Source organism: Achromobacter sp. ISS7, assembly GCF_056523125.1.
On sequence record NZ_JAWRZD010000002.1, the window covers coordinates 203,218 to 216,318 of the forward strand.

Below are 13,101 nucleotides of genomic sequence, written 5' to 3' on the forward strand. Positions count from 1 at the left end.
CAGGAGCAGTCTATGCGAGGAATCGTCGTTCGGCCCAACTCGTCGGGCGTGGCCCAGCTGCAGAGCTACTTTTGCGCCACGACCGGGCTTCCTGCAGCCATCGTCGCGGAGACACTGAAGCGCTATGAGGAGGCGGGGCGGCACTACCATAGCCTTCGTCACCTCGCGACGATCGTGGCGACCGCCGAGGCCCACGAGATTTGTCTCAGCCCAGCACAAGCTCTCGCAGTGCTGTTCCATGACGCGATCTACCAGGTGGGGGCGCCGCGAGGTCAGAACGAGCTTCAGTCTGCTGAGTTACTCAAGACGCAAACTGCAGGATACGTCGACGAGACCGTTATAGCGGTCGCCTCGCAAATCATTCTGGATACGGCGATCCACTACCCGTCTCAAGATGCCTCGTTTGTCGTCTTGGACCTGGATCTCATCGGCCTGGCAGATACGATCGAAAACGTGCGCTCCGACGGTGAGTTGGTATATCTGGAGTACCGGGACTGCGTCGACGGGTGGGAGCACTTCGCCGCGGCGCGCGCCGGCTTTTTTCGGGAGATGCTGGGCCGGCACAAGATTTTGTGGAGTCCTAAGCTCAGCGAGTATGAGGCGCGGCTTCGAGAGAACTTGACCGAGGTGGTGGCCAATCCCACGGGCCGGGGTGACAAGGTCTAGATGTCTCGAGCGCGAGCACGCACGCGCTCCGGGATCGGCTTGATGTCATCAAGTGAGAGCTGCGGCAACCATTCTTCGACCAACTCGAAGACGGCTTTAGCCTGAGCAAGGTCCCGGCGACGCTTGGCGGCATCGCGATCGGGCTGATCGCTCAACCAAACTTTGAAAAGGCCAAAGGCTCGCGGATCCACTGTCGTCATCGTGGCCATTCCGCCGCTCGAGCTGATCACCACCTGCTCGAACTTTGGCGCCGAGAGGAGCCAGTCCATGTTCCTGACTTTCACGGCCCAAAAATCGTCCTCGTTAGACCACACTTGGCCAGGCTCGGAACCTTGGAAGCCCTCATCGCGCTTGATCAGGTCGACCTGGTAGCCGTCCTTGTTCATGATGGTGTAGACCTTACCCTCCATGCGCCCGAACGATGGATCCCCTTTCTGAATCAGGCCCAACAATCCCTTCGGGTCCGGACTGGCAATCTTCAGTCTCGAACGGCTGTCCCACAGAAGGTCCAGATCTTTGGTTGCCGTGATCGGTTCGTCGAAGCTCACGCTCGCGGCCGTGGCGTAGGCATACATCGCGTTCGTGCCGATCGTGATGATTTTCCGGCCCAGCCCTGCATTCTCCAGTTGTTCCAGTGTTTGCGTCACCGGAGCAGGAACACTGCCCAGTCGCAGAGCGCGATTGAGGCGAACTTGTCGCTCCATCTTCCGGGTCAACTCATCGAACCGTTCCGTGCTAGCCTGCACTTGCGCAGAATGGGCCATATAAAGGGCCTCGGTTGCGCCAGAGCGCGGCCCTAGGCTTTTCTTCACCCGGAGACCACGGTCGTGCCTTGTGCTCACCAGATACTCCACTTTGCCTACCTTTTGCCAGCTCAGACGAGTGCGGTACCGCTCTGCCTCAGCGCGCGCAGATCGGTAGCTTGCATACAGTTGCTGAGCGTCGATGATCTGCTTCAGCTTCTCATCAGGCACTGGCGCGTAGGGTTGTGTCATAAGTGTATGATTTAAATATGTTTTATGCGTATTTTCTAAGATACCCCCAATAACGCATAAAAGTCAATATTTTCAGTAACTTAAGAGGTAAGCCCTGGATCGATAAGGGTCAGCCTGGGCGATGGGCCTTTCGCCGCCCCTCATGCTCGATCGTCTTGTCCATTTGACGGGTCAACGCAGCAGCGCGGACCGTCACAAACATCACCCCAGGCGCCTGGCCCACCAACTCTTCGGCGATATGTGCAAATTCGGACTCGAGGCATCGCACCTTTTGCGTGCTGGGCACAAACAGGCCAATTTCCGCCCATTGGTGCTGGTAGGCCGCAAGATCTCGAGGTGACTGGCCATCTCGCAGCATGTACGGAATCGCATAGATTCTGGCTTGATCAGCGGTAACGTAGCCATGACCTGGCGAGGGGGCGATGTAGATGGTGACGATGTCGCCATCGTTGAGCTCGACGGACCCGTGGTCAGCATGCAGCGTCCGCGCGGTCGCTGCGCAACGCGCCGGTGAGATCTCAGGAAACATCTGCTTGATCGCCGCGGTCATCCTTCCTACAGCGTCTTCCGTCGGCTCAACGATTTGAGCTGACGATTGCGTCTCATGAGCAGCAAGCGTACTCGTCCCTTGCTGAATGACCCGCCGAAGAGCGGCTTCGATCACGTGCTGCGGCGGGGCGGCCGGCACATCTTCAGGGTGATCCACCTCGCCGAGGTCAGGATCGCGAAACGCGTATGCGGCTTGCTGCAGCTCAATGCGCGCTGCGGCCAGATCATCAGGGCCGTCACCGGCTTCCAGCTCGCAATACTCGTCCAGAACCTGAAGCCCGTGCTGGATCTTCGTGTAAGTGGGTAGGCCGGCGGACTTTAGGATCTCATCGGCCAGGTGGACGGCTTTCTGTTGTGCGGGAGTCATGGTTCATCAGCTAGGATCTATCCACACCCATCCTAGCTGAATGAGTCGCGTGCGTTGGGGGCGGAAATACCGAAATCCGCCCCTTTCTAGCCTAGCGCAATGTCGCGTAGAAGCGCTCCAATCTTGCGGCATAAGCTCTGGCCAGCACTGGCGACGCCCATGGTTGGGTGCCATCGTTGAATGCGGCGCCACTCTCTCCGGGCCTGAAGGCGATCACTTCGAGCTGGTCGTCCGACAGATGGGCGTGCATGTGCGAGTATTCCGAGTACCTGGAACGTCCGTCGGCGAGCTTGCCGACCGGATCGTATCCGCGGTTGACTAGCAAGTACTTCCCATCGCCAACGAATTCGGTCACATAGGGCAACCAAGTTCGCATTTCGGCGTAGGCCAATGACGATTTGTCTACCACCTTGCTGGACGCCTGCAGAAAGCAGGTCATGAACTCGATGGCATGTTGAACAGCGTGCGGCATTGAGGTCAGATGGCCAACAATCTCTTGTGGCGGCGTAGCTGACGAAGGTGAACGACCATGCGTCACGCGTGGGCGAAGCGCTTCTCGCATTTCGTCTACGGAGCGCGTAAAGCGATAGAGAGGCACCACCGGCGCCGTCGCCGGCACCGAAATCGGGCTGTGATTCTTCATGAGAATTGCCCATGACGAGTAGCCGGCCGCCTTGGCCTGCGCGTCAAGAGCAGTTGCGTGGGAAATACCTTCGGAAGCTTTCGCTCGTTTGGCGTTGCGCTTCAATTGCTCGATCTGAGCGGGGGAGAGATTGAGGCTCATAGCGGATCTCGGTTAGCACGCTACCGAACGCCGGCGCGCCCACTCACCGAGTCAGGTAGCGACAATGGGAGATCGCATGACTCAAGAAGGCTCGTTAGGCACGAGCCACAATGCTTAATCCAGCTTCGCCGTCTTGGTGGGCGGGCAGGCCGTTGCACGGCCCAGCCAAAATTCTAGCAAAAGACCGCCAACTTGCGAATCCCCTTAATCGAGGTCGCCCTTAGCATCGCGAACCCTCAGCGCCAACGCTTTCTGCACAAGCCCCAAGACTTCAGGCTCGAGCCTCTCGTTCCAGCTAGACAACTCTCGCCGGTACCTCGAGCTTTCCGGCAGTCCGGACAAGTCGATAGTTCCGTCTATCGTGATGTCTATCACACCGCGATCGAACAGTCGGTGCAAATCCGCACGCAGCAGGATGCTATTAGCTGGGCTGGCGGCGCCGCGGTCAGCATGACGGATGATGTGCGCGACTTCCAATACCTCGTCGGTGCCCTCTTTGGAGATGGCGCACTCCCCAAACCGCTTGAGCAGCTCTCTTCGTACTTTGGCTTGCCCAGGCCGTAGCAGGACAGTGGCCACCCCAACCTCCAGATTCTGAAGCAACGCCGCGTTTGATACCTGGCAACGTCTGCGGACAACGGTGCCGTCAGTAGCCGTGAACACCGCGGTTGCCTTTGCCTTATCCGAGGTGATCGAGAAGACCGTGTGGCCCCATTGAAGGGTCTTATCCTGCGCTAAGCCTTGGTTCGCGGGCAAATCCGCGTCATACAACAGCGTGATGACCCACTTTCCCGCATCCTGGTCAGCACGGACGCAGGTGACCTCATATACCAGCTCCCCATCCCAGTCGTTGCCGCGTTCCACCGTCTCGAGAGAGTCTCCTTCCCGCAACTGCTCAAGATCTAGAAGGATGTATTCCACTGAACGGCGCCAAGCGACCGTGAGCAAGACGGCGCTGCCGAGACCTGGCGCCACCACGCTCAGATTGGGACGATGGCTGGGCACGCGCCCCTTCTGGGCACGTTCATGTGTTGCATTACTGGCCATCGTGAATTCACCCTAATGAATAGAGGATGCTTCCCGAATGGGCCAGCATCGCAAGCTTGCCCGATCGCGAACGGAGGGCGATGCACCGAGTGCTCTTCCATACCATTTGCATTTCCATGCGCCGTCGGGGCTGGACCATGTTGTACCTAAAAAATGTTACTTAGGTACAGCGCCCTTGCCTGAGGCAGCAACAAAAAGGGAAGGCTGCAAATAGATCAATACATTACGTTATTACTAGATTGATTTAGCAACATTTGGAGCATGTCGAAAATTTCGCATAGCGGGGACAAATTTGTCCCCTTAAATGCACAAAATTTTTGGCCCATTTCACAATGCAAAATTTCGGCATCTTGCCAAAATATGCTTTTTATCATTGTTTTGCACTTTCACCTTATAGCTTAAAAGATAAAATCAGTGAACCAGAAAAGGAGTTTTTTATGCATGGCGCAATGGAACACCCCAGACTCGCGTCCTTGAACCACACGAGGGAAGTGCTCAAAAACATGCAGGCTCTCGGCAGGCCTTCGATGAGCGGGGAACTCAGCAAAGTTCGTGTCCAAATTGCCGAGATGCTTCAACACCTGCAGCGCCTGGATTACCTGCGAGAGATCGCCGCCGGCGTTGTCCAGTTCTACGGAAAGGCACTGGATGTCGACGCGGCTACCTTCAGCGTAACTCGTGGGCAGCGCGAAGGAGCCAGGCAGGACGAAGCTCTGCTTGTGACTTACTGCAGCGTGGTAGCGGGCGGCCTGCCGGAGGAGCACGATCCAGTTGGGTACGCGGAACAGCTGATCCGAACTCTCCCCGTCCAGCACGGAATCTGGGACCCGAGCGATTCCATTTCGCGAGATGTCGGTGTTTTCTCCGGCCACGAGCCATGCTTCTACGAAGCAGCCACTGGCACCAATCGGCCCGGCACTTACACGATGCCGACGTCACGCGCCATCATTCTGGCCGCGGCAGACAGCGCGGGGATCGACGGCGTCGCACGAACCTTGTGTCCTGAAGCGTGGAAGGCTGTGAGCAAGCACCTTGCCTTGCCGGCGCTCGAGGGTCGAGAGCTGCTCGACATGCGATTGACGTCGCTGGCCGTGGCCTCCTTGTTTGAGTACGCACAAAGCCTGGAGTCGGTGCGTCTGGTTGCCCGCAGGGACAGCGCCTCCCCTGACTCCCCCTGGACGCTGTGGATCAACGAAGTCGCTGTCAATGCCTTCAGCACAGAAGCACCACAGGTGCTGCAGGGCCGCTTGATGATGGAAATGCGAAATCCGGACCACGCCTGGCCCGCTGAGCTGCACCTGTTGAAGAACAATGTGAACGTCCTTGTGGGCGCGTGCGGCGGCGCCGAGCCGGAGCCCGAGGTGGAGCTACATGTCGACCGCAGCACGGTTATGGATCATTTTCCCGAGGCGGGCCCGGCTGGCTCAGATCGGCTCGCTCAAGCTTTGCTGCCGCAGTCCTGGGGGGCCATTGCAGACCCCATCTCGGAAGAGCAAACCGCAGCCAGCCGCCCCAGCCCCCGCTAAACAACGTCGGAAGGTCGTTGACCTGCCTGTACACATCGAACACAAGGATCGCTATGTCAACGCAAACACATCAGTCGCAGGAAACTGCGACGTCGGCAATTGCTCATCTGATCGCTCAACTCGCCTTGCCTGAGGCTGCGGATGGACTAAACGCGGCCTTAGGAAAAATCCAAGGAAAGGTTGATTCTCTGGAGAGACTGAGCCACCTGCGCGCAACGGCAAAGGCTCTTCTGGATCTGCACCAACGCGTCCCATATCTCCAGAAAGCAATCCTCAGCGTTGCTCACCAGATCACAGACCAGGGGTCCGACTACACCTTCTCTCTGGACCACTGCGAGTTCATTGCCGGGAGCACGCCTGCAGACCGGTCTGTCGATGAGCTCACCCAGCAACTCGAAGATGCGATACACATGCCCATCCCATCTGCCCGGCCGGCGCCGGTGACAGAGGCGATCGACATCTTCGCCTATTGGCCAGAGATGTTCTTCAATGCGGTTCTCGGCGAACCCACGCTCGAGGCGACAGCCACTGTGGAAACAACGCGGGACGTTGTGCTGGAGGCACATGACCTCGGCGGATACGACGAGATCATCCGGGCGGTGCTGCCCTGCTCCTGGAACGAATTGGCAGTTGATCTCGGCCTGCCGATGGCTCAGGACAACGAACCTACTCGCCCGCGGCCACGTGCCTAAGCGTTTTTTGTCTATCACGGCGCCTGGCAAGTCTTCGGCGCCCTTCCCTGAGGCGAAAACCCATGACACCCGAAGAATACAAGCGTTACTGGTCGCTCATCGAGACCGCCGCGCGTGCATTGCAGTCTAAATTTGCTGAGCGGATCCAGGAGCTGGAAGGGCCGGCCCCCCTTGGTCCGCTAGTGCTACACCGCGAAGATGAATTTCGCTTGCGGCAAAGTTGGCAAGCCTATCCCGGCTCTCCAATCCACAGCATCGACATCGTGCTTGCTGCCGCGAATCTGCGACGTGACCAAGCGACGGAACGCAGGTGGGCTATTCGCTTTGGAAGTCCTGAAGACGCTGGCGAGGGAGTGGCGGTGGTACTAGAGGAACATTCATCAGACGTAGGAATGTTAAGGAAAAGCCAGCCAAACGGCACTTCCTACGCCACTACGCTCGACCCAAAGTCGTTGCTCAAATGCATCGCCGGCAAAGATGACCATATTGAGCTCGTCTCCTCAGATATGGCAGATTCCAACGCGTTTTCACGCGACCCACAGGTTCTGCTCAACAGCATCAGCCATGTGCATGAGGACTTAATCGAGGGCATTTCCAAAGATTTGGCTGACCAAATCTCCGCGGAGCTGGAGACCGCGTGGGAAGACGACATTCAACAGCGTCGTCAACGGCAGTGCTAATCAACCTTGTTGAGGAACCCATGAACCGTCAAGATTACGAACACTACTGGTCGAAACTTCACCCGGCAGCCACCGATTTACTGACCGCTATCGCCGCCCACGTGCGCCGCGCCACTGGCATGGAGCCCAACGGGCCGCCGACTCTCGATGAGGGGGACGAACTCCGCCTGAGCCAAGACTGGCAGATCCCAGGCGATGACAGCACAGTCATTGGCATCGATATCGTGCTCGCTGATGCCGAACTGCATTCGGGCACCGAGAGCCGCCTCACCTGGCCCGACAGCGTCATTGAGGGTGCGCCAGCCGAGGGCTTGAATGTCATGTTGGAGGTGCAAACTGCCCGGCATGGTGCTGTCGCTGGGTACATCCCGGCGAACCGGACTCCGGACGTCTTCACCCTTGACGTCGACGTTCTGCTTGAGCGCCTGCGAGGCATTGCCGACGACGCCACCGAATTTGCGGAGATCGTCATCGATAGCCTGAATCACCACCTGGCTAAGCGAGAAGTTTCGAACCTGGGTGATAATTCGCAGATGAACACCTTCCCTTACCGCGTTTCCTTGCAGGGCATCGGCCATTACGTTTCTGACGCCCAATTGCAAAAGATCATCGACGAAGGCCTTGCCACCAGGTTCGGCCGGCCGGCGCCCCGGTACGGGTTCACTGCCAAAGCAGGTCTTGCTCATGCCGAGGCAGCGCTGTTCGAGTCGAACAACCACGCCGAGGTGGTGGCGGCAGCGCTGAACGAGCAGTTTCAGGTCCTGGTACCAACGCCCTTCGCCGTTACGGTGCCCGAGGGTTTCGAAGCAAATCCTGGCCACGCCTCGCGGCCGCGGCCCAGGGGCTAAATCCGCCTCTTGTTTCCACGGGCCGCTGCCGGAGCGTAAAGCAAGAGCAGGCCTATCATCGAGACAGCGCTCGCTGACGTTCGGGGCTGGACTCCTTTAGGCCAGCTCCAGACTTTCCCGCCGGGCCCGCGACACCAACGCGGTCGCCAAGGCCTGCGGATCATGCAACACCTCTCGCAGTCCATGCCGGTGGATCTGGTTGCCTACCCGGAGCATCCGATCCCATTCGCTATGGCCGCCACGGTTGATCTGAACGGTGCCAAGCCCCATCAGGTGGTGGACTGCGGCCGACGGCGCCACACCCGTATAGGGTCCGTAGCGTTCAAGGGCGTGATCCATTTCAAAGAGGAAAAATAGCTCTGCGCCCTCTTCATCGACCTCAAACTCGTCCCCGGCGCGGACGTCTTCGTACAGCATGCCGGCTTTCTCGACCAGAGTCTCACAGTTCCCCGTTGCGTGACTGATCGAGCGCAATCCTTCGAAAAGGTCGTCGAAGTGCTCATCAGCGAAGGGAAGTTCGATGACCTGGTGCTTGGCAATCAGGTTGCGATCGTGCATAGGAACGTCTGTGGGCACGCGATACCGCCTACCCTCCTCGTAGATCATCTTGTACTCTTTGAGCGCCGTAAAAGGCTCCTGGTAGCCGTAGCGCCCCCAAAGCACGTCGATCGCTACGATGTCCTGTAGGGTGAGGAGCCTGAACCGCATCTCGCTTTGATTCCGCATCGACCAGGCGGCCTCGTCCGCATCGATCGATAGCGCGCAGCGCAACAGTTCGAGCGTGAAGGCCGGCGAGTACGCGTTGGGCGAAATCTTGATCTTGCCAGTTGCCGGATCCACGGTTCGAGATAACCAATTTCGGGCTGCCGGGTCGTAGTGGCGCGCTTGGATGAAGTTGCGGTAGTCGTTCAGTGGCTTCATCCATGCGTACTTTCCAGACTCCTCCGCTAGCAGGTGCTCCATGCTCTTGTCCGACTGCACCCGGGTGCAGACCCAGCAGCCATGGCGCGCCCCGCAGGCGGTACGCCCCTGCTGCCGGCCGGCTGCGAACAGGTTGACCATGCACTCGCCGCCGGCGGAATCCCGATACACCTCGGTCAGCGCTTGAAAGTCCGAGTAAGTCTCGATGAGGCCAGACGTGACGGATCCCAGGTATTCGAACACGTCCATGGTGGTGAAGTCGGCGATCGGGCTCAACACCCAGTTTTCCTGGCCATTCGACGCCGGGATGTTGACAGGTTCCGCAGCGCTCTCGCCGCGCTTGGCCATGTTGCGCCCCCGAACCACTGATTCATCGACCCTGGTGCCTACAAGCGTCACCAGGTCTGACTCTTTGAATGCGGCGCCGAGTTCTGCCTTTACCAGGGCACGGATCTTACGCTTTGTGCGTCCAAGGGGCGCTGCCTTGAGCGACTGCTGGCACTTAGCCGAATTGTCGGGCATCGAGGCAATGGTTCGCCCTCCGATCATGCTGACCAGGTAGTTGTTGGAAAGCGAAGGACTGCTGACCCAGACACTCACCGGAAGGCCCTGGGCAGCGGCGTACGCCTCGAGAGCACGAATCTCCTGGCGGGTGTAAGCATGGACCACCGGATTCTCGAGCAGCGTGTCTGAGTTCATCACGTGCAACTCTGGCACCGCGGTGCCGGCATCCCGCAGTTCGCGCATCGCCGTCAATGCCAGGGAAAGAGTCACGGAGCTGTCTTTGCCGAAGCTGCATGCAACAACTAACCGCCGGCCGGCCAGGATTTGACGTTTGATCGTAGCGACGGCGCCTTCAACCTTTTGTTCGAAGGGCTGCTCATGGTCAAGGTGAATGACCGTGACAGGGATCGCGGGCGGTAACGAAAGATCAAGCTGCATCGTGAACTCCAAGGGATATGAAACCAGCCTATCAACCCGGGAGTCGCAACTTCAAGATGCTCAGGTGCTTGAATTTACGATCGGCGTACAGAACCAAAAGGCCCACACGAAGCTGTCTTCATGTGGGCCTCAATGGCAGGGCAGGATCTTTATTACGCGCGCTGTTCTTCAGTGTGCGCCGTGCCACCGAACGCACGCAGGTTGTAAGCCAATTTGAGTTGCTGTTCGTCCCACGAACGAATGGTTGCGCACGAAAAATGGGTCATGCAAAAACGGTTCCTCTCAATTTTCGGCAGATCGCTCCAGAGTCGCAGCACACCCGCGGCATCAGGAATGGCAAACTCGTCCAGCACGTAGTCCTGGATCGCAGACAGGCGTTGCTGCCCATCGAGCAGGATTTCCGAGTGCTGCCTGAAGGTCTCAGCGTCACCGCTTTCGACGAATTCCCACAGATCATTGACCATATAGGAGCCGATATCTACCCCGGCCCAAATCGACTGGATGAAGCGCCTCTTCTGATCCAGAGTCCACACTGCGGGTCGTTGCCAAGGCGGGAGCGGGAACCCCATCACGAAGCGGTCGGCCCACGGATACTGGCGCCGCACCTCACTCTCTTCGGCGCAGAAGCGCTCGAAGCGGCTAAGAACCTCACGGATGATCGTGTTTGACACGTTGGCACCAAGACGATCGCGCTCCATTTTGATCGCCGAATCCGCACCTTCTGCACCGTTGTAGATGCGGAATGCAAGCGCCTTACTCATCAGCGTCTCCCGTCCCGCTCGGCGCAGTCGGCTCGTCAGTTCGCATGAACACCTTGCTGTTCGCGTTCTCCACAAGTGCCCGAGCCGCCGATAAATCGTAGGCTTTGAAAGCAGCGAGATCTGCGGATGCGCTGACGATATTGAAACCGATCTTCTTCGCCGATGCGCGAATGGCTTGACCGATATCGATGTCATTGCCGACGCCTTCGTAGGTGCATCCATCCCACTCTTTGGCAATCGGATCGATCAGATCGTCGACTGTCGGCGGCACAGTTGACGGAACGGCGAGAGGATACAGTCCGTACTGACCGTCAGGAAGGCTGAACGCGGCAGGGAGCAGCACATGCGAAGGGTCGCCGTTGCTCCACTCCAGCGTCGCAACAGGTTCGGTTCCTTCGGTAAGGGCTCCGATCACCGAATCGACGATGGCCTCGATCTTGTCGCGGCCAAAATAAATCGCATCCGACTCCAGCAGGGCTTTTACTGCATCGCGTGCTGCGGAATAGGACGGCAAGTCCTTTTGAGGTGTCGATCCGTTATGGTTCATCGTGCGTTCTCTGTTTCGCCCCCCGGCGGGCTGAAAATTTGGCTTGAAAGAGTGCCTTACGAGCTGAGCGCGCGGCTTATGGGCCCAGCCAGACACGGTTGCGATCGGCCCAGTCATAGACTTCCTCGAGCCAACCATTGAACATCTCCCCTGCGCTGCAGCCATTTTCCTTGTCGACAGCCAATCCCTCGACAGTACATTCCTCCATGAACTCCACGGCTTCCACGAAACCAAAATCGAAGTCGGGATGGGATAGGTCAAAGAAACTTGCCGGCAGGCGGCCGCGCAAGATCTTCGCGATGCGCACGCTGATGTCGGCGATGTGTTCAGGGCTGGTGTTGCCTTGATCCTCATGAATCACGGACTTGATGTTCACGGAATGAGACCAAATTGGCTTTCCGGCATCCCGCAAGGAACGGGCGTGCTTGTGGTTTGCGACGATGGTTTCGACGGTACGGGGCATGTTCGGATACCTTTACTTGGCCTGCATAGCGCAGCGAACGAGTTCGAGGGCTTCTGCCGATTCGAGCGAGTAGCTTTCGTGATACTCCACGGCCGGCACAAAGAACTGGATGGTCTGGTCCGGGCAGACTTCAACGATTGCCGACTGGTCATCGCCCTCTTCAATCTCCAGGAACAGTGATTCCTGTACAGCTGCCGGCAAATTCTGCAGCTTCATGTCCTTGAGCAGGAACTCACCCTCCTGGTCAGGGTACGTTTTCACTTTGAAGCCCGCGGCGAGGAGAAGAGCGCGATCCATTGAGTCAATCCTGATTTGTGCTGTTGATGAAACTACTCTACCGGGATGGGCACCCCAATTTCCAGTAGGGATGGGTATTGAACGTGCTCCCCCTGATTTGATAGGCTCACAGCATCGCGGCGCCCAGATCATCCCTCCTCTATGGGAGCGTCTCGCTGCCAGATCTGCTGTCCGAATCACCTGCCTTACTTTTTCTATGCTCACTCCCGACCACCCACTCGCCCCTTTCGATACGTCCGTGCCCTTCGTGCCTGACCGAGAGCGTGAGATCGAAGAAATTGTGCGATCCACTCGCAACATCTTCGAACGGGTGCTGATGAACAGCCTGGGAACTGCGAACACCGAAGGAACTTGCCTCTACGCCGCCATCCTGTTGGCGACCACACTAAACCGCTTCGCACGCACGTGCGCAGTCGTGTGTGGAGGCGGGCCTCCGATGGATGGAGGTCTGATCGACTCATCCGGTAGCATGCGCGGCCACTATTGGGTTGAGGGTGCCACAGCAGGTGGCTCCCTGTTTCTTGCGGACATCACAAGCGATCAGTTCGGCTTTGCGCCCGTGATTCTAATGCCGCTGGCCGCAGCGCGGGACCGGTACACGCCGGGAGACCATGCACGAATCGCGGAACATGTCGCGGAAGAGCGGATCCAGTTCGAGTTGGAGGATTGACACGGCATGCATGCCTGCGCCGACTACCTTCAACTTGGGAAGGCTTGTCTCAAACGATCAGGCCTGGATCTCCTTTCTTAAGTGCTGCCACTTCAACGTCAAGCCAACCGCCCTATTGAATCTATGCAATCGGTTTTGGTAGTCTGACACTACACATTAAAAACGAGGCACGGATGGCTACCCACAACCAAGCGTATGTCGACCTTGACAAGAAAATCGAATCGCTCGTGAGCGCGCACGTCGCTACGCGCGATGGATCACTGACCTTTAGCTCACTAAGCGTTGCGCTTTCGGCCCATGCAAACACGCTTGTGCCGGCGAACCGTCATGGCGAGGAGCAAGGGTG

General features: G+C 58.1%; 15 protein-coding genes. 6 read left to right on the top strand and 9 right to left on the bottom strand.

The annotated features are described in order from the left end of the window. Window positions 1-12: 12 nt before the first annotated feature. Entirely contained in the window at window positions 13-666 is a 654-nt protein-coding gene (locus tag AC1HFW_RS32655; RefSeq protein ID WP_479286871.1) for a hypothetical protein, read from the top strand. On the opposite strand, the gene AC1HFW_RS32660 is transcribed toward AC1HFW_RS32655, so the two are convergent. The 4 genes from AC1HFW_RS32660 to AC1HFW_RS32675 all read right to left on the bottom strand — a co-directional run bounded on the left by AC1HFW_RS32660 (window position 663) and on the right by AC1HFW_RS32675 (window position 4,282). Then, window positions 663-1,661 (bottom strand): GSU2403 family nucleotidyltransferase fold protein, encoded by a 999-nt coding sequence (locus AC1HFW_RS32660; RefSeq protein WP_479286872.1) that lies wholly within the window; start codon window positions 1,659-1,661, stop codon window positions 663-665. The two genes, AC1HFW_RS32655 and AC1HFW_RS32660, sit on opposite strands and share 4 nt — an antisense overlap. Before the next feature lie 109 nt (window positions 1,662-1,770). After that, window positions 1,771-2,577, bottom strand: coding sequence for a hypothetical protein (locus AC1HFW_RS32665; RefSeq protein WP_479286874.1), 807 nt, complete (start codon window positions 2,575-2,577; stop codon window positions 1,771-1,773). A 91-nt stretch (window positions 2,578-2,668) separates the two neighbouring features. Then, on the bottom strand, window positions 2,669-3,361 hold the full coding sequence (locus AC1HFW_RS32670; RefSeq protein WP_479286876.1) for a hypothetical protein: 693 nt from the start codon (window positions 3,359-3,361) through the stop codon (window positions 2,669-2,671). Window positions 3,362-3,565: 204 nt separating this feature from the next. After that, a complete protein-coding gene (locus tag AC1HFW_RS32675) occupies window positions 3,566-4,282 on the bottom strand; it encodes an HNH endonuclease (RefSeq protein ID WP_479286878.1) in 717 nt (238 codons plus the stop codon). Between the two features lie 458 nt (window positions 4,283-4,740). Here AC1HFW_RS32675 and AC1HFW_RS32680 point away from each other — a divergent pair, with 458 nt between their 5' ends. From AC1HFW_RS32680 to AC1HFW_RS32695, 4 genes are all read left to right on the top strand, one after another. Beyond that, window positions 4,741-5,934, top strand: a complete 1,194-nt coding sequence (locus AC1HFW_RS32680; protein ID WP_479286880.1) for a hypothetical protein — start codon at window positions 4,741-4,743, stop codon at window positions 5,932-5,934. Window positions 5,935-5,987: 53 nt separating this feature from the next. After that, a complete protein-coding gene (locus AC1HFW_RS32685) occupies window positions 5,988-6,626 on the top strand; it encodes a hypothetical protein (RefSeq protein WP_457988111.1) in 639 nt (212 codons plus the stop codon). Window positions 6,627-6,688: 62 nt separating this feature from the next. Next, a complete protein-coding gene (locus AC1HFW_RS32690; RefSeq protein ID WP_156350251.1) occupies window positions 6,689-7,306 on the top strand; it encodes a hypothetical protein in 618 nt (205 codons plus the stop codon). A 20-nt stretch (window positions 7,307-7,326) separates the two neighbouring features. Further along, window positions 7,327-8,154: a hypothetical protein gene (locus AC1HFW_RS32695; protein ID WP_479286882.1), complete on the top strand. Its 828-nt coding sequence runs from the start codon at window positions 7,327-7,329 to the stop codon at window positions 8,152-8,154. A gap of 96 nt (window positions 8,155-8,250) precedes the next feature. Here AC1HFW_RS32695 and AC1HFW_RS32700 read toward each other — a convergent pair whose 3' ends face one another. From AC1HFW_RS32700 to AC1HFW_RS32720, 5 genes are all read right to left on the bottom strand, one after another. Further along, window positions 8,251-10,017, bottom strand: coding sequence for a phosphoadenosine phosphosulfate reductase domain-containing protein (locus tag AC1HFW_RS32700; RefSeq protein WP_479286883.1), 1,767 nt, complete (start codon window positions 10,015-10,017; stop codon window positions 8,251-8,253). A gap of 152 nt (window positions 10,018-10,169) precedes the next feature. Next, window positions 10,170-10,778 carry a DUF262 domain-containing protein gene (locus AC1HFW_RS32705; RefSeq protein ID WP_479286885.1) on the bottom strand — a complete coding sequence of 203 codons (609 nt, stop codon included), beginning with the start codon at window positions 10,776-10,778 and terminating at the stop codon, window positions 10,170-10,172. After that, a complete protein-coding gene (locus AC1HFW_RS32710; protein ID WP_479286886.1) occupies window positions 10,771-11,325 on the bottom strand; it encodes a hypothetical protein in 555 nt (184 codons plus the stop codon). Before AC1HFW_RS32710 ends, AC1HFW_RS32705 begins: the two co-directional genes overlap by 8 nt. A gap of 76 nt (window positions 11,326-11,401) precedes the next feature. After that, entirely contained in the window at window positions 11,402-11,788 is a 387-nt protein-coding gene (locus tag AC1HFW_RS32715; RefSeq protein ID WP_479286888.1) for a hypothetical protein, read from the bottom strand. Between the two features lie 12 nt (window positions 11,789-11,800). Next, complete coding sequence (locus AC1HFW_RS32720) at window positions 11,801-12,085, bottom strand: hypothetical protein (protein WP_479286889.1); 285 nt, start codon at window positions 12,083-12,085, stop codon at window positions 11,801-11,803. 238 nt (window positions 12,086-12,323) lie between these two features. Between AC1HFW_RS32720 and AC1HFW_RS32725 the strand changes: the two genes are divergently transcribed. Further along, window positions 12,324-12,755, top strand: a complete 432-nt coding sequence (locus AC1HFW_RS32725) for a hypothetical protein (RefSeq protein WP_479286890.1) — start codon at window positions 12,324-12,326, stop codon at window positions 12,753-12,755. Window positions 12,756-13,101 lie beyond the last annotated feature (346 nt).